The sequence below is a fragment of the Paracidovorax avenae ATCC 19860 genome (genome assembly GCF_000176855.2).
GTDB classification, from domain to species: Bacteria; Pseudomonadota; Gammaproteobacteria; order Burkholderiales; family Burkholderiaceae_C; genus Paracidovorax; species Paracidovorax avenae.
This window is the reverse complement of sequence record NC_015138.1, coordinates 5,160,813-5,178,296: the sequence shown is the minus strand read 5'-3', so window position 1 is coordinate 5,178,296 and position 17,484 is coordinate 5,160,813. Positions and strand designations below refer to the sequence as shown.

Below are 17,484 nucleotides of genomic sequence, written 5' to 3'. Positions count from 1 at the left end.
TTTCAGAAGGTCAGCGTGACCTGCAACTGGTCGGTGTAGAGGCCTGCGGGGAGCGCCACCGCGTTGGTCTTGTTCACCAGGCCATAAATGGGCAGGGTGAACGGATTGCCAGCCGACGGCACGGCGATGCCCGTGACGGCCGTGGCCGCCGTATAGGGCACCGTATGGCCCGGATCGCGGTACACGTCGTAGGGAAGGAAGGCGCTGCCGTTGGACATCGCGCGCGTGCCCGTGCCGATGCCCGCGCCTTGTCCAGCATGGGTGCCGCTGTCGATCGTGATGCTGAACGCGGTGATCTCGGGCGAGCACACGATCTGCGTGGCCCCCGCGCCGCCTTCGCCGCCGCTGGCCGTGGCGGTGGCCGTGCCCACGAACGTCGCAGGCCGGGATCCGAAGTCCAGCGTGCCGAAATCCGCGCCCGATACGGTGCCCGGGCCGCCGTTGATCACGCAGCCGGAGGTGAGCATCATGCGCGCGCCGAGCACCCCCGACAGCGTGGCCGCACCGAGCGGCGCAGCGCCTGCGGCCAGCGCCAGCACGGCTGCGGCAGCCAGGGGGCGGGCCTTGCGCCCGGCAATCCGGCCCTGTCGCGGTGCCGGATGGGTGGATATCGCTTCCATCGCTTTCTCCTCCACAGAAAAAACCGGTGCGGAAGCTGCGGCCTGTGCCGCTCGCCGCCGTCCGTGGCGTTTTTGCCCCTGCCCCCTGAAAAGCTGCTTCCTGCTAGGGAAGCGCGGATGGATCAAGCCACCACTGATGCGTTGTTGTACAGCATGTTGAACGCGATGGGAATGCCTGTGTATAGGGGGAATTCCATAGCAAGCGGCAGCCGCCGCCGACGGCCTGCGCTACTGCCGAGTTGCATCGGCACGGCGCGGCGCCGGCTAGCGCCGCAGCAGGGCCTGACGCAGCAGCCGGGCCGCGCGGTCGCGGATCCGGAAGGGACTGTGCCCGGGCGCAGGTCGCGATTTCGCGCGGATGCAGGCCGCCAGGAAGTCATGCAGGATCGGCGCGTCGTCCATGGTCTGCGAGGCGCCCGGCTTGAAGAATTCCGGGTGCCACTGCGTCGCGGCGATGTAGCCGCGCCCGGAGTGGGCGTTGCGGCGGATCGCCTCGGGCACACCGTCGGGATGGCTCCAGGCCTCGATTTCGAAGCCGGGCGCCAGGTTCTTGATGCCCTGGTGGTGGATGCTGTTGACCACCATGCGCGGCTGCTGCGGATACAGCTGCGACAGCCGCGTGCCGGGCACGATCTCCACCTCGTGGAAATGCTGGTCGTAGGTGACCGCGTTGCGGTGCTGCTGGGCACCCGGGTGCTGGGTCTCGATGTCCTGGTAGAGCGTGCCGCCGAAAGCGACGTTGATGAGCTGCAGCCCCCGGCACACGCCGAAGATCGGCTTGCCGGCCTGCTCGAAGGCCTCCACCACGGCCAGGTCGTACAGGTCGCGGATGCGGTCGCCGAGCCAGGCATCCTTCAGCGGCACCTCGCCATAGCTGCCGGGCCACACGTCGGCGCCGCCATGCATCACGACACCGTCCAGCCATTCGGCGTAGTGGGCCAGGGTCACGTCGCCGCGGGCCGTTTCACCGGTCGGGCAGGGCACCATGACGACCATCGCGCCGGCCGACATGATCCAGTGCGCGATGGATTGTTCGACGTACTGCAGCGTCTTGTTGGTGAACAGCGACCGGGCGGGGTCGGCATGCGAGAAGCAGGCGGACAACCCGATCTTGAGCCGCTGGGCGGCCGGAAGTGCCGGGGCACGCCGCGCAGGGGACGTGCCGCGGAAAGGGGGGACATCAAGCATGGGGAATTTTTAGCCCATCCCGCGCGACTCTGCTGTAGGAACCCGCCGCCCGCTCGCCGGGGTCTCGTGCCCTTCGTGCCCTGCCTTCACCGACCCATGGGGCGGCGAACGTGCGTGCCTTTGTGCGTGAGGTTGCGCGTTCCGTCACCTTTGGAAGCACAGCCGTGGCGGGGCACCTCTTGCATTTCCGGAAGCCGCCGCGACTCTCGGGGTGACAGAGCATCTTTTTTTCGTTCCCACCGAGGAGGCATCCATGCAAGTACAGGTCCAGCACGACGAACACATCCAGGGCGGCGAGTCGCTCGTCCAATGGGTCCAGACCGAAACCGCCAGCCGGCTGGCGCGCTTCCGCGACCACCTGACCCGCGTGGAAGTGCATTTGTCGGACCTCGATGCAGGCAAGTCCGGCGGAGGCGACAAGCGCTGCGTGGCCGAGGCGCGGCTCGCCGGCCGGCAGCCGATCGCCGTGAACGCCGATGCCGACAAGGTCGCCGATGCCTTCATGGCGGCCGTGGAGAAGCTGGCCCGTGCCATCGATACCGACCTCGGACGGCTGAAGGACAAGAACGGCCGCGAAACCATCCGGACCGCCACGGAGTAAGGGCCGGCGCGGCCCCGTCCGCCGCGGCGTGCGGAGCGGTGGCTGGCTGCGTCAGGTGCCGCGCCCGGAACGGACGTGCGCGATGCGCCGGCGGGGTACCGTGGCCGGCGCCTCCACCATTCGCCCGCTGCGCTCGGCCGCACCCTGCGCCAGCTCGCCGATCAGTGCGGCCTCCGGCAGGTTCTTCCAGTAGCGCACCGGCATCTCGCGCCGCATCATGTCCAGCTTGAGGCGCGCGGGGTTGAAGGTGTGCCGGTAATAGGTCAGCCAGAGCGCTTCGCCGGCATCCGGCGGTGGCGCATCCGCGCGCGTGGCGGCCGGTCCGGTCTGCAGCGTGGTGCCGTCCCAGTGCAGGCTGCATTCGGGCGTGAGCAGCGCCCACCGCATCTGCGTGAAGCGTTGCACGAAGAAGGCGGCATTGGCCCGCACGATGAAATGGTCCGGCTCGAACCAGGCCACGTGCAGCGGGGCGGCGCCGCCATCCTCCACCGGGCGGAAGCGCACGAAGGCGCGCATCTTGTGCATGTCCCGCCGCACGGCAGCGGCCATGCGCTGCACGCGCGCGATGTCCGCATCCAGCGGATCGTGGCGCAGCGCCGGCTCGTGCGCCATGCGCCAGAGCGTTCGGTAGAGCAGCGCGAAACGGGCCGGGTCGCGGTGCAGGCTGGCGCTCTCGCACAGCGCGACGAATGCCCGCGGCACATGCACGGGCGTGCCAGCCGGGTCCCCTGCGCCTTCCGGGGCGGATGGCGGCGCGGCGCCCTGCGCGTCACCGGCCGCGCCGAAGAGATCGCCTTCCCCCTCGCCGGTGACCTGCCAGGCCACCTGTTCCGGCGCCATTCCGGCATGCAGGCAGGCGCGTGCGCCCGCCCGGAACCCCTGCCAGTCGGCAGGGTGCTGCAGGACGATGGTGCGGTGCGCGGTGCTGCCGGCGGTCATGCGAACAGGCGGGCTTGCGGCGGCTGCGGCGACAGCCAGGCGCGCAGGCGTGCCGGGTCACGCAGTCGCTCGGCCGGACGGTGGTCGGCCACGCAGACGAAGGGCAGCACGCGGGACAGGGGCACGTGCAGCCGGCCCAGGTCGGCATGGCCCAGCCGGCGCACGCGCCGGGCGGCCAGCAGGCGCTCCACCGTGCGCACGCCCAGGCCCGGCACGCGCAGCAGCCGTTCGCGCGCCGCGGTGTTCAGGTCCACGGGGAAGTGCTCCGGGTGCGCCACGGCCCAGGCGAGCTTGGGGTCCATGTCCAGCGACAGCATGCCGCCCGTGCCGTCGCCTTGCGGCACCGGCGGAACGATCTCGTCGTGGGTGAAGCCGTAGAAGCGCATGAGCCAGTCGGCCTGGTAGAGCCGGTGCTCGCGCACCAGCGGCGGCGCAGCCAGGGGCAGGGCCCGCGGTGCATCGGGAATGGGGCTGAAGGCGGAGTAATACACGCGGCGCAGGCCGAATCCTCCGTAGAGTCGCGCGCTCGTGGCCAGGATGGTGCGGTCGTCCGCGCCGTCCGCGCCCACGATCATCTGCGTGCTTTGCCCACCCGGGGCGAAGCGCGGCGCCTCCGCCCGCCGGGCGCGGCCGGGCAGCGAGACGATGCGCTCCGTGCCGGCGCGCGGACCCTGCTGCTGCGCCCGCGCCTGCCGTGCTTCGTCGATGTGCACCGCCAGGCGGCCCATGGAGCGCTGGATGGCGGTGCCATCCTTCTCGGGCGCCAGCGCTGCCAGGCCCTGGGAGGTGGGCAGCTCGATGTTGATGCTCAGCCGGTCGGCGTAGCGGCCCGCGCGCTCCAGCAACTCGGGGGCGGCGTCCGGGATCGTCTTGAGGTGGATGTAGCCGCGGAAATCGTGGTCCTCGCGCAGCGCCCGGGCCACTTCCACCACACGCTCCATGGTGTAGTCAGGGTTCTGGATGATGCCGCTGGAGAGGAACAGCCCTTCGATGCAGTTGCGGCGATAGAAGTCCAGCGTCAGGTCCACCACCTCCTGCACCGAGAAACGGGCACGGGGGACGTTGCTGCTCACACGGTTCACGCAATAGAGGCAGTCGTACTGGCAGTAGTTGGTGAGCAGGATCTTGAGCAGCGAAATGCACCGCCCGTCGGGCGCATAGCTGTGGCAGATGCCCATGCCCTCGGTCGACCCGATGCCCTTGCCGCCCACGGAGTTACGCACCGACGTGCCGCTGGAAGCGCACGATGCGTCGTACTTGGCGGCGTCCGCGAGGATGGCGAGCTTGGATAAGGTGGACACTGTATTAATTTACAGTGCCTGTGGCTGAAGATGCCCAAAGCCCATGCGGAGGGTACGCCTTTGTTTTGATCGACCCTCCCGGCGCAGCGGATCCGGCGCGTCAGAAGGAACTGCCCGGCTGCTGCAGGAACAGTGCCTCGTCGGCGGTCGTATCGCGGCCCAGCACCGCGTTGCGGTGCGGAAACCGCCCGAAGCGGTCCACGATCGCCTGGTGCTGCAGCGCGAAGTCCAGGTTGTTCGCCTGCCCCAGCGCGGTGAAGAGCCGCACGGATTCCGCCTGGATGCGGGCCGACTCGCTGTGCATGAACGGCATGTACAGGAATGCGCACCGGGGCGGCGGCAATGCGGTGTCCAAACCCTGCGCGATGGCCTCCTGCGCGAGCGCCAGGGCCATGCCGTCCTGGGCGAACGACGCCGCCTGCCCGCGCAGCAGGTTGCGCGAAAACTGGTCGAGCACGATCACCTCGGCCAGACGCCCTGCAGCATCCGTGCGCCATTCCCACAGTTCGGCCAGCGATGCCCGGCGGTGCAGGGTTGCGAAGCGCGCGCGGATGGCCTCGTCGAAGGCTTCGTCCTTGCGGAACCATTGTTCGGGCGTGGTTTCATCGAACCAGAAATGCAGGACGTCGTGGGCGGTCATGGGATGCAGTATCGGGCAGCGCCGCGCCGCGCAGCAGAAAAGCCCTGCCGGCGCGGAATGCGCCGGCAGGGCCGGGAGGCCTGGATGGCCTGGAGGGCCTGGACAGGGATGGGGTTCAACGCCCCCGCAGGTTGCCCTTGTCGTCGGCGATGACGATTTCCACGCGCCGGTTCATGGCGCGGCCCTCGGGCGAGCTGTTGTCGGCCACTGGGTAGGTCTTGCCGTATCCGCGGGCGGTGATGCGGTCCGGCGCGACGCCGCGCTGCACCAGCGCGCTCTGCACGGCCTGGGCACGGCGCTCCGACAGGCTCTGGTTGTAGGCGTCGCCGCCCACGCTGTCGGTGTGGCCTTCGATGATGAGCTTGCGGTCGGGGAACTGGCGCAGGAAGTTCGCCAGCTTGTCCAGCCGCGGGCCGGCCTGGGCGGACAGTTCGGCCTTGTTGAACGCGAACAGCACATCGCCCAGCGTCACCAACAGGCCGCGCTCGGTCTGCTGCGCCTCGATGTCGCGCAGTTGCGCTTCCAGGGCGCGGACGCGGGCGGCGTTGTCGGCGGCGCGCTGTTCGGCGCTCGCGGCCTGCAGTTGCGCCTGCTGGGCGCTGCGGGCATTCGCCTCGGCCTGCATGCGGGCCCGGTCGGCTTCGCTGGTCAGGCGCAGGCGCTCGGCATCGGCGCCCGCCTTCTTGATGTCGGCATCCAGCACCCGCGACCGGGCCACGTTGGAGGCGATGTCGGCGCGCTGCGTGGCGAGGTAGGCGAGGTGGTTGGCCTCGGCGGCGTCGTTCTTGTCGCTCCAGACACGGTCCGCACGGGCCAGCGTATCGGTGGCGGCCTTCAGCTCCAGCGGGGCGTTCTGCACGACGGCCGGGTCATTGGCCGCACGGTTGACGGCGATGCGTGCGGTTTCGACCGAATCGAGCGGGGCGCGCGTCGCGCAGGCGGCCAGGAGGCCAGCGGAAACGAGCGCAGCGGCGAGGGCGGTGGTACGGCGGAGGGTATTGCGCATGGTGTGGTTCTCCCTGTCGGGTGTCATTCTGTCGGGGCTCAGCGGGCGGGAGCCGGGGTGGGGGGCACCGGCATGCCGGGCACGGCGGTCGGGTTGGCGGCCGGCCGGGGCGCGATCGCAGGCGCCGCCATGGGCGCAGGCATCGGGGCAGGCACGGCGGCGGCGCCGGGGGCCACCGCGGGAGCGGGATCGCGCCGGGTGATTTCCGACTGGAGCGACTGGATGCTGGTGCGCACCTGCTGCAGCGTGGCGGCGTTGTTGGCTGCTTCGGCCTTGGTTTCGGCGACGCGGGCATCCGCTTCCGCCTCGGCGGCATAGCGGCGTGCCATGTCGTACTGCTTGTCGGTCATGGCCTTCTCGGCCGCCACCAGCTTGTCACGGGCGCGCTGCAGTTCCACGGGCGCATTGGCGGCGACCTGCGGCTCGCCGGCCACGCGGTTGACCGTCGTGCGGGTCACGGCCATCTGGTCGGTCGGGGGCGGCGTGGACGAGCATGCCGCAAGCGCTCCCAGGGCCACAACGGCCGTGGCGGTGCGAATGAAGGTGGCAGTCTGCATGGCGGAACTCCTTGTGAATGGGGGCGAATACCGGAGGCGGCGAGCGCGACGGTAAGGAAGGTTTCCGATTGTTGGCAGCCGGCCCGGCCGGGCACGTAGGTGCAGCGCAGCAGGTGCCGTGGGCCGTTTCTTACGGTTACAGGGCTCCCGCGAGCCGGGCCGTCAGGCAGAAGACGGCACGATGTCGCCACTGCCGGAGCGTCCCATGTGCTCCCGCACGGCATCCAGCAGCAAGGTGGCCAGCCGCTCCGAGGCGGCGTCCATCGGATCCCGGGCGCGCCCCAGCACCAGGTCCATGGACGGCAGTTCAGGCAGGCCGCAGGCCGCGGCCGAAAGGAGCCTGACGTGCGCCGGAAGGCCGAAGGCCGTGCGCACGGACAGCCCGAGCCCCGCCGCCGTCGCCGCCCACAGCGCGCCCAGGCTGCTGCTGTGGAAGGCATGGCGCCAGGGCAGGCCCGCGTGCTCCAGCGCGGCCGTGACGATGCGCCGCAGGGGACAGGGGTCTTCGAGCAGCACCAGCGGCAGCGGCGGGCGCTCCGATGGCGTGGGTGCGTGCCACCCCTGCCACCAGGGCGTGCCGTCCAGCGTATCCGTGCCGGCCGGGCCGATCCAGTGCAGTGGCAGGCGCATGACCGGCTCGGCCCGCATGCACGACAGGTCGATGCCCGCGTCCCAGAGCAGCGCCAGGTCCAGCTGGCCCACGGCGAACCGTTCGCGCAGTTCGGTGCTGCGGGCCACGGACACTTCGATCCGCACCTGGGGATGCGCCCGCGCGAAGCGCCCCAGCACCCCGGGCAGCAGCGTCTCGCCCAGGTCTTCCTGCAGGCCCAGGCGGACGAGGCCGTGCAGCGGGCTGCCACTCACGGCGGCGGCCGCCTCGTCGTTCAGGTCGAGCAGGCGGTGGGCATAGGCCAGCAGGATTTCTCCGGCCTCGGTGAGCACCAGGCCACGGCCGGACTTGCGCAGCAGGGGCGTGCCCGCCTGCGATTCCAGCTTCTTCAATTGCGCGCTCACCGCCGAGGTGGAACGCCCCAGCTTGTCCGCGGCGCGCACGAAGCTGCCCAGCGCCACCCCCGTGGCAAAGGTGCGCAGCACGTCGAGGTCGTAGAGGGTGCGGGCCATGGGAGATCGTCTCCGGGTTTGAATCATCCTGAAAACCAGGATGGTGGATTCATTATTTTCTGATTTTCAGAATGGTTGCGGGCGCGGACACTGCGCCGCATGACGACCTGCACTTCGATGTCCGCGGCCCGCGCCGCGCCGCCTCCCGCTCCCGCAGCGTCCCGCTCCCGGCACCGCTGGAAGGTGCTCGCAGCCGGGGTGTGTGCCAACGCCGCGTTTTCCGTCGCCTTCAGCGGCATCCCCATGACCGCCGTTCTGATGCGCAGCAGCTACCAGCTCGATGCCGCCGCGCTGGGATTGATGCTGGGCCTGATGGGGCTGGGCATCGCCGTGAGCGAAATGCCCTGGGGCGTGCTCACCGACCGCTGGGGCGACCGGCCGGTGCTGCTGGCGGGACTGGGGGGCACCGCGCTGGCATTGGCCGCCATGGCGCTCTGGGCCGCGCCTTCGGCGGGGCACCTGCCGGCCAGGGAGTTGCTCGCTGGCGGGCTGGTGCTGGTCGGCCTGCTGGGAGGCAGCGTCAACGGTGCCAGTGGACGGGCCATCATGCAGTGGTTCGCCGAGGGCGAGCGGGGCCTGGCCATGAGCATCCGCCAGACGGCCGTACCGCTCGGCGGCGCGGTCGGCGCGCTGCTGCTGCCCGCGCTCGCAGGGCACGGCGGTTTCACCGCCGTATACGGGGTGCTGGCGGCGCTGTGCCTGCTGGCGGCGCTCATGGCGGCGGCCTGGGTGCGCGAGCCCGGGCGGGCGGCGCATGCCGCCGCGGCTGCCGCGCCCGCCGCGGGTTCCGGCGGGCCGCTGCGCGATGCACGCACGTGGCGCCTGGCCGCAGGCATCGGCCTGTCGTGCGCGCCCCAGTTCGCGGTACTGTCGTTCGGCACCGTGTTCCTGCACGACTTCGTGCATGCCGGGCTGGCGACCACCACAGCGACCATGGCAGCGGTACAGATCGGCGCGATGGCGCTGCGCGTGTGGAGCGGTCGCTGGACCGACCGCCACCGCAATCGTCCGGCCTATCTGCGGGCCTGCTGCGGATTCAGCGCGCTGCTTTTCGCCGCCATGGCGGCGCTGGCCGGCTGGCGCACGGAGGGGGTTGCGCAGGGCGTGCAGGGGCTGCTGCCCGCATTGCTGGCGGCCTGCGGCCTGTGCGTGTCGGCCTGGCACGGCGTGGCGTACACGGAACTGGCCGTGCGGGCGGGCGCCGGCCGTGCGGGCACGGCGCTCGGCATGGCCAACACCAGCGTATTCATCGTGTGCTTCCTGGTGCCGATGCTCATTCCCCACCTGCTGGCCCCATGGGGCTGGGGCGCTGTCTGGGGTGCGGCTGCGGGCTGCACGCTGGCGGGGCGGTGGCTGATGGTGCCTCGGGTGTCGGCCGCCCCTCCATGCAGCGCGTAGCACGCCGCCTGTGAAAAAGCCCGGCGGCCGCAAGGCCCCGGGCTCGATCGCGCCCGGGCCGCATCGCGGCGGCCGGGCATGTGGCTGGCAGATTACTTGCCCGCCACCACGCGCACCATTTCCAGGCACTTGTTGGAGTAGCCCCACTCGTTGTCGTACCAGGAGACGACCTTCACGAAGGTGCCGTCCAGCGCGATGCCGGCATCGGCGTCGAAGATCGAGGTGCGGGCGTCACCGCGGAAGTCGGTGGCCACCACCTTGTCTTCCGTGTAGCCCAGCACGCCCTTCAGTGCGCCTTCGGACTGGGCCTTCATCTCGGCCTTGATCTCTTCGTAGGTGGCGGCCTTCTCCAGTTCCACCGTCAGGTCCACCACCGACACGTCGGAGGTGGGCACGCGGAAGGACATGCCGGTCAGCTTCTTGTTCAGCGCGGGGATCACCACGCCCACGGCCTTGGCGGCGCCGGTGGAGGAGGGGATGATGTTCTCCAGGATGCCGCGGCCGCCGCGCCAGTCCTTGTTGGACGGGCCGTCCACCGTCTTCTGCGTGGCCGTGGCGGCGTGCACCGTGGTCATCAGGCCGCGCTTGATGCCCCACTTGTCGTTGAGTACCTTGGCCACGGGGGCCAGGCAGTTCGTGGTGCACGAGGCGTTGGAGATGATGGCCTGGCCGGCGTACGTGTCGTGGTTCACGCCATAGACGAACATCGGCGTGTCGTCCTTGGAGGGCGCCGACAGCACGACCTTCTTCGCGCCGGCGTCCAGGTGCTTCTGGGCCGTCGTCTTGTCGAGGAACAGGCCGGTGGACTCAATCACCACGTCGGCGCCGATCTCGCCCCACTTCAGGTTGGCCGGATCGCGTTCCTGCGTCAGGCGGATCTTCTTGCCGTTCACCACCAGCGTGTTGCCCTCCACCGACACGGTGCCCTCGAAGCGGCCGTGCACCGAGTCGTACTGCAGCATGTAGGCCAGGTAGTCGGGCTCCAGCAGGTCGTTGATGCCCACGACTTCGATGTCGCTGAAGTTCTGCACGGCCGAGCGCAGCACGTTGCGGCCGATGCGGCCGAAGCCGTTGATACCGATCTTGATGGTCATGGGTAGTCCTTTATGGAAGTGAAAAAAAGGGTGGAAACAGTGAATTCTGCGGGTGATGTATCTCTGCAGCGGGAATGCATCTCAGCCGTATTCTTTTCGGCGGTACGCCTGCTCGAGCCGATTCTTGTCCCATACCCCGTCCCGTGCCGCCATGAGGAGCATGCCCAGGGTCACCGGGATGGTGGGTTTCTTTTTTCTGAAAGCAGAAAGGAGCCAGAGGCCTTCCGGTTCGAAGTAATCTTCGGAGCGATAATCTCCTGTCGCCACGTTGAATCTGGATGCAAAAGCTTCCATGAACTGGAATGCATCATCTCCCGTAAGACCCAGGTCTTTCACCAATTCGGTGTCCGGGGTGTAGGTAATGCGGCGCCCTAATTGGCGCAGGCCCACCGAGTCGATGTTCGATGCAAGCTGGGTCAGTTGTTCCCACAGGTCGGGGGAGCTTACCATAGGCGGTCTTCCTCCCTTGCGAGCGCGTTGTAGGTCGTTATCGTCTTGTTGACGATCTGGAAAACGTCATAGGCCAATATGGTCCAGCCGACGCCGGGAACCAGGCGTCCAACGAAGGCCCCCAGGTTTTTCGTGAACGTTATCTTGAGCGTGGTCAGACTGGCGCCGGTAATCGTCGGCAGGGAGAATGGCAGGCGGTGCTGAAGTAATCTTCTCGATACGACGGAAGCCACGGAGGTTCCCTGCGTGGCGCCTGCGAACTTGCCGCGCGTCGGCAATATGGGCTGCCCCGAGAGGATGGCCGCCGCAGCAGCAATATCCACGCCACCCAGCTGTTCCAGTGTCTTGTCGATTGCTATCCAGAAGAAAAGCTCCTCTGGAGACAGTTGGGTGAGTCCGTTATAAGCGTAGGTGCCCGCCATGATTACCGCTGCCCTGGGCACCATTCGTTGAAGGTATGTACGCGATCGAACATGGCGGTATGCTGGTTTCAGTAGTTCTCTATGAAATCAACATCGACGGCTCTGCAGGTGCATGCATGGCCGCCAACAACCTTGAACGAAAAAGATGCATGGATGCCCATGCCAAGGTGAAGCATCGCACGACGGCACCCACCGCCACCGTCGCCATGGACATCAGCACCTTGCGCACTTTGCTGCTGGATGCCATCGCTGGATTGACGGGGGTGCGGTCGGTGCAGTGCTGCGGTTTCAGCGGGCCTTCTTCAGCCGCGCTGCGCCGATCGCCACCATGACGGAATCGGCCACGTTCTCCGGCGTGAAGCCGAAATGCTTGAACAGCACCGGGGCCGGGGCCGACTCGCCGAAGGTGTCGATGCCGACCACGGCGGCGCAGCCGTACTTCCACCAGCCGTCGGTCACGCCCATTTCCACGGCGATGCGCGGCACGCCGGCCGGCAGCACGCTGGCCTTGTACTTCGTGTCTTCGCGGTCGAAGGTGGTGGTGCTGGGCATGGAGACCACGCGCGCGGCGATCTTCTTCTCGGCCAGCAGCTTCTGCGCGGCCAGGGCCAACTGCACTTCGGAGCCGGTGGCGATGATCACCGCCTGGGCCTTCTTCTTGATGCCTGCGTCGGCCGGCTCACTCAGCACGTAAGCACCGCGCGAGATGTCGCCCAGGTCGCGCTTGGGGGCATAGGCGAGGTTCTGGCGCGACAGCAGCAGGGCGGTGGGCCGGTTGCGGTTGGACAGGGCCACGCTCCAGGCCACCGCGGTCTCGGCCGTGTCGGCGGGGCGCCAGACGTCCAGGCCCGGAATCAGGCGCAGGCTGGCGGCATGCTCGATCGACTGGTGGGTGGGGCCGTCCTCGCCCAGGCCGATGGAGTCGTGCGTGAACACGTGCACCACGCGCAGCTTCATGAGCGCGGCCATGCGGATGGCGTTGCGGCTGTAGTCGCTGAACGTGAGGAAGGTGCCGCCGTACGGGATGAAGCCGCCGTGCAGCGCGATGCCGTTCATGATCGCGGCCATGCCGAACTCGCGCACGCCGTAGTTGATGTGGCGGCCGCCCAGCTTGGCGGTCTCCGCGCCGCCGGTGTTGACTTCCACCTGCACCACGTCGCCGTTCTCGTCGAAGCGCAGCGCGGGCGTGCTCTTGGTGTTGGTGAGGTTGGAGCCCGTCAGGTCGGCGCTGCCGCCGAGCAGCTCGGGGAGTGCTGCCGTGAAGGCTTCCAGCGCGAGCTGGCTGGCCTTGCGGCTGGCCACGGTCTCGGCCTTGGTGTGGGCGTTCACCACGGTGTCCACGGCGGTCTGGGCGAAGTGCCTGGGCAGGTCGCCCGCCATGCGGCGCAGGAATTCGGCGGCCAGCTCGGGGTACGCGGCGGCGTAGGCATCGAAGCGCTGCTGCCAGTCGGACTCGGCCTGTGCGCCGGCGTCCCTGGCGTTCCAGTCGGCGTACACCTCGGCCGGGATCTCGAAGGGCACGTGGCTCCAGCCGATGGCGTTGCGCGTCAGGGTGATCTCATCGGCGCCCAGCGGTTCGCCGTGGGCCTTGGAGGTGCCGGCGCGGTTGGGCGAGCCCTTGCCGATGGCGGTCTTGCAGACGATCAGCGTGGGCTTGTCGGTGCTGGTCTTGGCGCTCTGCACGGCGGCGGCCACGGCCTCCACGTCATGGCCATCGACCGGGCCGATCACGTTCCAGCCGCTGGCGCGGAAACGGCCGGGGGTGTCGTCCACGAACCAGGGCGCGACCTGGCCGTCGATGGAGATGCCGTTGTCGTCGTAGAGCGCAATCAGCTTGCCCAGCTTCCAGGCGCCGGCTAGCGAGATCGCCTCCTGGCTGATGCCCTCCATCAGGCAGCCGTCGCCGAGGAACACGTAGGTGTGGTGGTCCACGATGGTGTGGTCCACGTCGCCGTTCCTGCGGTTGAACTCGCGGGCCAGCAGCTTCTCGGCCAGCGCGAAGCCCACGGCGTTGGTGATGCCCTGGCCCAGCGGGCCGGTGGTCGTCTCCACGCCGGGGGTGATGCCGTATTCGGGGTGGCCGGCCGTCTTGCTGTGCAGCTGGCGGAAGTTCTTCAGCTCTTCGATCGGCAGGTCGTAGCCCGTGAGGTGCAGCAGCGCGTACAGCAGCATGGAGCCGTGGCCGTTGGAGAGCACGAAGCGGTCGCGGTCGGCCCACTGCGGGTTGGCGGGGTTGTGGCGCAGGTGGCGGGACCACAGCGCGACGGCCATGTCGGCCATGCCCATCGGGGCGCCGGGATGGCCGGAATTGGCTTGTTGAACTGCATCCATTGCGAGTGCGCGGATCGCATTCGCCATCTGTTGAGAATTGGCCATCAGGGGCGGCTCCGGAAGGGGCTGGGAGGGGGAAAACCGCGCATTTTACCGGGCCACCCCCGGCCTTGCCCACGGGAAGTCCGAGCCCTGCACTACAGTGCGGGCCATGCAAGGCCTGCACCTCACCGCCGATCTCCATGGCTGCCGCTGCGCGCCGCGCTGGCTGCTCGATGCCGATGCGCTGGGCGAAGCCTGCCTGGACGCCGTGCGGGCGGCCGGCCTGCAGGCGGTAGGCCGGCTGTTCCATTCCTTCCCCGCGACCGCACACGGGCCGGGCGGGGTCACCGCCACCGTGCTGCTGGCCGAGTCGCACCTGTGCATCCATACCTGGCCCGAGCAGGCCGCCGTCACGCTCGACGTGTACGTGTGCAATTTCGGCGCCGACCATTCCTCCCAGGCCCGGACGCTGCTGGACGCGTTGCTCGCACTGTTCGAGCCCGCCACGGTGCAGCGACATGCGCTGCACCGCGGATGGGTCGCAGACGATGGCGATGGCGCCCGGATTTCCGCTCCATGATTCCTGCATGACGCCTTTCCCGACCTCCACAGGCTCCTTTCCCTCCACTTCCCATGCGCAGCCCCCGGCCATGCTGCTGGCCGCCGGCCGGGGCGAGCGCATGCGCCCGCTGACCGACGCCACGCCGAAGCCGCTGCTCGCCGTGCGTGGCCGCCCGCTGCTGCAGTGGCACCTGGAGGCCCTGGCCGCGGCCGGCGTGGGCTCGGCCGTGGTCAACACGGCCTGGCTGGGCGACCAGATCGGCGAGCGGTTCGGTGACCGGTTCACCGCAGGGGAGGGCTCCGCGGGCACCGGGACGGTGGCGATCGCCTATTCCCACGAGGGCCGCGACTTCGGCGGCGCGCTCGAGACGGCTGGCGGCATCGCACGGGCCCTGCCGCAGCTCGGTCAGGTCTTCTGGCTGGCGGCGGGCGACGTGTTCGCGCCCGATTTCCGGTTCGCGGCGGAGGATGCGGCAGCCTTCACGGCCGGCGATGCGCTGGCCCACCTGTGGCTCGTGCCCAATCCGCCGCACCATCCGCGCGGCGATTTCGGCCTCTCGCCCGAGGGCCGCGCGCTCGACCTGCCGGCGAACGACCCCGGCCCGCGCTACACCTACAGCACGCTCGCGCTGCTGCGGGCGGAACTCTTCGCCGAGCCCTGGTGCGACATCCCTCCTGGCAACCCCGGCGGCGTGGCCGCGCCGCTCGCGCCGCTGCTGCGCCGGACGATGGGGCAGGGGCGCGTCACGGCGTCGCTCTACACCGGGCGGTGGACCGATGTGGGGACGCCGGAGCGGCTGGCGGCGTTGAACGAGCCCCCAGCCGGCACAGCCACCTGAGGCTGCACTCGGTCAGGCACCGGTCCGGATGGCTGCGGGATCGGCTGCGGCCGTGTCTATCGAGGGCTGCAGCATGCCGGTGAGGCTGTGCGCCATACCCGTGATGCCCGCATTGGACAGGCCTGCATCCTTCATGACTGCATCCACGATGGGCTTGGCCAACTGGTACTGCAGCGCCGAGTTCATCACCTGCTCCGGAAAGGTGGCGGCTCCGGCAGCCGGGGCCCCGTCCTGCGGCACGCCGGCAGGGGATCCGCCCGGCATCCCGTTGACCTGGAAGATCCGGATGGAGTCGATCTTCTCCATCGGCCGCACGGCCTGCTCGAGGATGTGGGGCAATTGCTGGAGCAGTTGCGTGCGGACCTGCAGGTCGATCTGCGCGGCCGACAGGGTGTTCAGCGCTTCGTTGATGGCGCGCTTGCCCTCGGCTTCCGCCAGGGCCGCGGCCTGCCGAGCGCGGGCCTCGATGGTGATGGCCTCCGCGCGGTCCATGGCGGCTTCCTTTTCCGCGGCAGCAGACACGCGCACGGAGATGGCGTTCTGCTCCGCCTCTTTCGACGCCTCGATCAACTGGATGTTCTTCTCGCGTTCCGCCACGGCCACGAGCCGCGCCGTGTTCACGGCCTCTTCCGCCTTCACCGCCTCCGAGCGTGCCAGGTTGGCGGCGGCATCGGCATCGGATTGCTCGCGCGACTTGTTGGAGATCGCGATCTGCGTGTCCTGCCGGGCGATCTCGACCTGCTTGCGCTGCTCTGCGCGCTTGGTTTCGGTGTGGCGTTCCAGCTCGATTTCGCGGGTCTGGATCACGAGGTTCTTCTCGATCTCGGCGGACTTGATTTCACGGTCGGCTTCGATGCGCTTCTGGCTCACCTGGCGTGCTGCCTCGATCTGCGCTGCTTCCGCCTCCCGGTTGCGCTCGGCCTGCTGCGTGGCGATGAGGGCGGACTGCTCGGCGCGCGTGTTCTCGATTTCGCGCTTCTGGTAGAGCGAGGCGAATTCCTGGTCTTTTTCGATGGTGAGCTTCTGGCGGGTGGCGTCCAGGTTCTTGGCGCGCACCAGCACTTCCGTGTCCTGCTCGACATCGTTGCGCTGCTTGCGGCGCGCTTCCGTCTGCTCGGTCAGCCGCGTCAGGCCCTCGGCATCGAAGGCGTTGTTGGGGTTGAAGAACTGCTTGTCGGTCTGGTCCAGGCTGGTGAGGGAAACGGACTCCAGTTCGAGGCCGTTCTTCTCCAGGTCTTCCGCCACGGCGTTCTGCACGGCCTGCACGAAGTCCCTGCGCTTGTCCTGCAACTCCTGGATGGTCATGGTGGCCGCGGTGGCGCGCAGCGAATCGACGAACTTGTCTTCCACCAGCGCCTTCAGTTCATCGGGGCTCATGGTGCGGGCACCGAGCGTTTGCGCCGCGATGCTGACGGCTTCCTCCGTCTGCTTGACGCGCACGAAAAACGCCGCCGTCACGTCCACCCGCATGCGGTCCTTGGTGATCAGGCTTTCGCGCTCGCGGCGGACCACCTCGAGCTTGAGGGTATTCATGTTCACGAGCACGCGCTCGTGGAAGACCGGCAGCACGATGGCACCACCGTCCATGATCACCTTCTGCCCGCCCAGGCCGGTGCGGACGAAGGCCGTTTCCTTCGTCGATCGCTTGTACAGGCGCGCGAAGATGAATCCGACCGCGAGCAGGGCGGCCAGTGCGACGGCAGAGATGATGCCCATTTCAATCATGTTGTTCATGGTTTGTCCCGACTCCCTCGGGGTGTTGGTTGGTATGGCATTGGCGATGAAGGCCGCGGCACCGGGCCGCGCTCACATCAGCGCCGGATGGGGGTTGGCGATGCACCGGTAGAACGCCCCCGCCTTGCGGACGATCAGGATGTCGACGCCTTCCTCCAGCACGTCGTCGTCGATGTCCGGTTCCACCATCAGGTAATGGGTGCGGCCGTGCGCATCGCGCACGCGTGCCTGGGCCGCCCAGCCGCGCCGCGCGGTGCCGGCGGACACCACGCCGGTGCGGCCCACCAGCGACAGTTCGCTGACGGCACTGGTTTCGTCGTGCGGCAGGATGTGCGCCACCAGCGCTCCCAGGCCGCGGACCATGACCAGCCCGGAGGGCAGTGCGAGCAGGCCGGCACCCCAGGCGGGCAGGTAGCGGCCCAGCGCGGCGTGAGCCACCATCTGCAGCGCATAGCCGAAGATGGCGTAGCCCGCCAGGAAGAGCACGAGCAGCACGAGCGACGGCACCTTGCCCAGGTGCAGCCAGCCGAGGACCCGGTCGAGTCCCGTATCGGATGCCACCTCTGGCAGCCATCCGTCGATCAGATTGCTGGGGCTGACGGCCACCAGCATGCCGAACCCCTCGATGAGCGCGATCGCGACGATGAGCGCGAAGGCAACGCCGAAGGGCAGGTTCTCCGCAGCGGTGAAGAAGCCCAC

Annotated in this window: 19 protein-coding genes; 5 read left to right on the top strand and 14 right to left on the bottom strand. The window is 68.9% G+C overall.

Translation table 11 applies throughout. The annotated features are described in order from the left end of the window. Positions 1-2: 2 nt before the first annotated feature. A complete protein-coding gene (locus ACAV_RS22515; protein WP_013596876.1) occupies positions 3-620 on the bottom strand; it encodes a Csu type fimbrial protein in 618 nt (205 codons plus the stop codon). 264 nt (positions 621-884) lie between these two features. Next, the gene (locus ACAV_RS22510) at positions 885-1,808 is read right to left on the bottom strand and encodes a gamma-glutamyl-gamma-aminobutyrate hydrolase family protein (RefSeq protein ID WP_013596875.1); all 924 of its coding nucleotides are present in this window, start codon (positions 1,806-1,808) and stop codon (positions 885-887) included. 253 nt (positions 1,809-2,061) lie between these two features. Here ACAV_RS22510 and ACAV_RS22505 point away from each other — a divergent pair, with 253 nt between their 5' ends. Beyond that, the gene (locus tag ACAV_RS22505) at positions 2,062-2,409 is read left to right on the top strand and encodes an HPF/RaiA family ribosome-associated protein (protein WP_013596874.1); all 348 of its coding nucleotides are present in this window, start codon (positions 2,062-2,064) and stop codon (positions 2,407-2,409) included. Positions 2,410-2,460: 51 nt separating this feature from the next. On the opposite strand, the gene ACAV_RS22500 is transcribed toward ACAV_RS22505, so the two are convergent. The 6 genes from ACAV_RS22500 to ACAV_RS22475 form a co-directional block, all read right to left on the bottom strand. Continuing rightward, positions 2,461-3,348, bottom strand: a complete 888-nt coding sequence (locus ACAV_RS22500; protein ID WP_013596873.1) for a TIGR03915 family putative DNA repair protein — start codon at positions 3,346-3,348, stop codon at positions 2,461-2,463. After that, positions 3,345-4,649, bottom strand: a complete 1,305-nt coding sequence (locus ACAV_RS22495) for a putative DNA modification/repair radical SAM protein (protein WP_013596872.1) — start codon at positions 4,647-4,649, stop codon at positions 3,345-3,347. The genes ACAV_RS22500 and ACAV_RS22495 overlap by 4 nt, the downstream gene beginning before the upstream one ends. A 100-nt stretch (positions 4,650-4,749) precedes the next feature. Continuing rightward, positions 4,750-5,289, bottom strand: a complete 540-nt coding sequence (locus ACAV_RS22490; RefSeq protein ID WP_013596871.1) for a DUF924 family protein — start codon at positions 5,287-5,289, stop codon at positions 4,750-4,752. Positions 5,290-5,404: 115 nt separating this feature from the next. Beyond that, complete coding sequence (locus tag ACAV_RS22485) at positions 5,405-6,295, bottom strand: OmpA family protein (protein ID WP_013596870.1); 891 nt, start codon at positions 6,293-6,295, stop codon at positions 5,405-5,407. Positions 6,296-6,333: 38 nt separating this feature from the next. Beyond that, entirely contained in the window at positions 6,334-6,852 is a 519-nt protein-coding gene (locus ACAV_RS22480) for a DUF4398 domain-containing protein (RefSeq protein WP_013596869.1), read from the bottom strand. Between the two features lie 162 nt (positions 6,853-7,014). Next, positions 7,015-7,974 carry a LysR substrate-binding domain-containing protein gene (locus ACAV_RS22475; RefSeq protein WP_013596868.1) on the bottom strand — a complete coding sequence of 320 codons (960 nt, stop codon included), beginning with the start codon at positions 7,972-7,974 and terminating at the stop codon, positions 7,015-7,017. A 99-nt stretch (positions 7,975-8,073) separates the two neighbouring features. Between ACAV_RS22475 and ACAV_RS22470 the strand changes: the two genes are divergently transcribed. Continuing rightward, positions 8,074-9,372, top strand: coding sequence for an MFS transporter (locus tag ACAV_RS22470; RefSeq protein WP_041828849.1), 1,299 nt, complete (start codon positions 8,074-8,076; stop codon positions 9,370-9,372). Positions 9,373-9,464: 92 nt separating this feature from the next. On the opposite strand, the gene gap is transcribed toward ACAV_RS22470, so the two are convergent. The 3 genes from gap to ACAV_RS22455 form a co-directional block, all read right to left on the bottom strand. Further along, positions 9,465-10,466: a type I glyceraldehyde-3-phosphate dehydrogenase gene (gene gap / locus ACAV_RS22465; protein WP_013596866.1), complete on the bottom strand. Its 1,002-nt coding sequence runs from the start codon at positions 10,464-10,466 to the stop codon at positions 9,465-9,467. 81 nt (positions 10,467-10,547) lie between these two features. Continuing rightward, entirely contained in the window at positions 10,548-10,916 is a 369-nt protein-coding gene (locus tag ACAV_RS22460; RefSeq protein ID WP_013596865.1) for a DUF1493 family protein, read from the bottom strand. Beyond that, positions 10,910-11,338 carry an STM2901 family protein gene (locus ACAV_RS22455; protein ID WP_013596864.1) on the bottom strand — a complete coding sequence of 143 codons (429 nt, stop codon included), beginning with the start codon at positions 11,336-11,338 and terminating at the stop codon, positions 10,910-10,912. Before ACAV_RS22455 ends, ACAV_RS22460 begins: the two co-directional genes overlap by 7 nt. Positions 11,339-11,373: 35 nt before the next feature. Between ACAV_RS22455 and ACAV_RS24795 the strand changes: the two genes are divergently transcribed. Further along, entirely contained in the window at positions 11,374-11,670 is a 297-nt protein-coding gene (locus ACAV_RS24795; protein ID WP_157768805.1) for a hypothetical protein, read from the top strand. Here ACAV_RS24795 and tkt read toward each other — a convergent pair. Then, complete coding sequence (gene tkt, locus ACAV_RS22450; RefSeq protein ID WP_013596863.1) at positions 11,627-13,714, bottom strand: transketolase; 2,088 nt, start codon at positions 13,712-13,714, stop codon at positions 11,627-11,629. The two genes, ACAV_RS24795 and tkt, sit on opposite strands and share 44 nt — an antisense overlap. Positions 13,715-13,820: 106 nt before the next feature. On the opposite strand from tkt, the gene speD reads away from it, so the two are divergent. Both speD and ACAV_RS22440 read left to right on the top strand, forming a co-directional pair. Then, a complete protein-coding gene (speD, locus tag ACAV_RS22445; protein ID WP_013596862.1) occupies positions 13,821-14,231 on the top strand; it encodes an adenosylmethionine decarboxylase in 411 nt (136 codons plus the stop codon). Positions 14,232-14,238: 7 nt separating this feature from the next. Further along, the gene (locus ACAV_RS22440; RefSeq protein WP_041828848.1) at positions 14,239-15,051 is read left to right on the top strand and encodes a nucleotidyltransferase family protein; all 813 of its coding nucleotides are present in this window, start codon (positions 14,239-14,241) and stop codon (positions 15,049-15,051) included. 12 nt (positions 15,052-15,063) lie between these two features. Here ACAV_RS22440 and ACAV_RS22435 read toward each other — a convergent pair whose 3' ends face one another. Further along, positions 15,064-16,785 (bottom strand): flotillin family protein, encoded by a 1,722-nt coding sequence (locus tag ACAV_RS22435; protein ID WP_013596860.1) that lies wholly within the window; start codon positions 16,783-16,785, stop codon positions 15,064-15,066. A 72-nt stretch (positions 16,786-16,857) separates the two neighbouring features. Continuing rightward, on the bottom strand, positions 16,858-17,484 hold the full coding sequence (locus ACAV_RS22430; RefSeq protein WP_013596859.1) for a YqiJ family protein: 627 nt from the start codon (positions 17,482-17,484) through the stop codon (positions 16,858-16,860).

What these genes read in the sequence shown, in the direction of transcription:
- ACAV_RS22460 (WP_013596865.1), bottom strand. Translation starts at nt 10,916, where the DNA reads ATGGTAAGCTCCCCCGACCTGTGGGAACAACTGACCCAGCTTGCATCG.
- ACAV_RS22455 (WP_013596864.1), bottom strand. Translation starts at nt 11,338, where the DNA reads ATGGCGGGCACCTACGCTTATAACGGACTCACCCAACTGTCTCCAGAG.
- ACAV_RS22475 (WP_013596868.1), bottom strand. Translation starts at nt 7,974, where the DNA reads ATGGCCCGCACCCTCTACGACCTCGACGTGCTGCGCACCTTTGCCACG.
- ACAV_RS22505 (WP_013596874.1), top strand. Translation starts at nt 2,062, where the DNA reads ATGCAAGTACAGGTCCAGCACGACGAACACATCCAGGGCGGCGAGTCG.
- gap (WP_013596866.1), bottom strand. Translation starts at nt 10,466, where the DNA reads ATGACCATCAAGATCGGTATCAACGGCTTCGGCCGCATCGGCCGCAAC.
- ACAV_RS22510 (WP_013596875.1), bottom strand. Translation starts at nt 1,808, where the DNA reads ATGCTTGATGTCCCCCCTTTCCGCGGCACGTCCCCTGCGCGGCGTGCC.
- speD (WP_013596862.1), top strand. Translation starts at nt 13,821, where the DNA reads ATGCAAGGCCTGCACCTCACCGCCGATCTCCATGGCTGCCGCTGCGCG.
- ACAV_RS22470 (WP_041828849.1), top strand. Translation starts at nt 8,074, where the DNA reads ATGACGACCTGCACTTCGATGTCCGCGGCCCGCGCCGCGCCGCCTCCC.
- ACAV_RS22490 (WP_013596871.1), bottom strand. Translation starts at nt 5,289, where the DNA reads ATGACCGCCCACGACGTCCTGCATTTCTGGTTCGATGAAACCACGCCC.
- ACAV_RS22500 (WP_013596873.1), bottom strand. Translation starts at nt 3,348, where the DNA reads ATGACCGCCGGCAGCACCGCGCACCGCACCATCGTCCTGCAGCACCCT.
- ACAV_RS22435 (WP_013596860.1), bottom strand. Translation starts at nt 16,785, where the DNA reads ATGAACAACATGATTGAAATGGGCATCATCTCTGCCGTCGCACTGGCC.
- tkt (WP_013596863.1), bottom strand. Translation starts at nt 13,714, where the DNA reads ATGGCCAATTCTCAACAGATGGCGAATGCGATCCGCGCACTCGCAATG.
- ACAV_RS24795 (WP_157768805.1), top strand. Translation starts at nt 11,374, where the DNA reads ATGTACGCGATCGAACATGGCGGTATGCTGGTTTCAGTAGTTCTCTAT.
- ACAV_RS22485 (WP_013596870.1), bottom strand. Translation starts at nt 6,295, where the DNA reads ATGCGCAATACCCTCCGCCGTACCACCGCCCTCGCCGCTGCGCTCGTT.
- ACAV_RS22515 (WP_013596876.1), bottom strand. Translation starts at nt 620, where the DNA reads ATGGAAGCGATATCCACCCATCCGGCACCGCGACAGGGCCGGATTGCC.
- ACAV_RS22480 (WP_013596869.1), bottom strand. Translation starts at nt 6,852, where the DNA reads ATGCAGACTGCCACCTTCATTCGCACCGCCACGGCCGTTGTGGCCCTG.
- ACAV_RS22440 (WP_041828848.1), top strand. Translation starts at nt 14,239, where the DNA reads ATGACGCCTTTCCCGACCTCCACAGGCTCCTTTCCCTCCACTTCCCAT.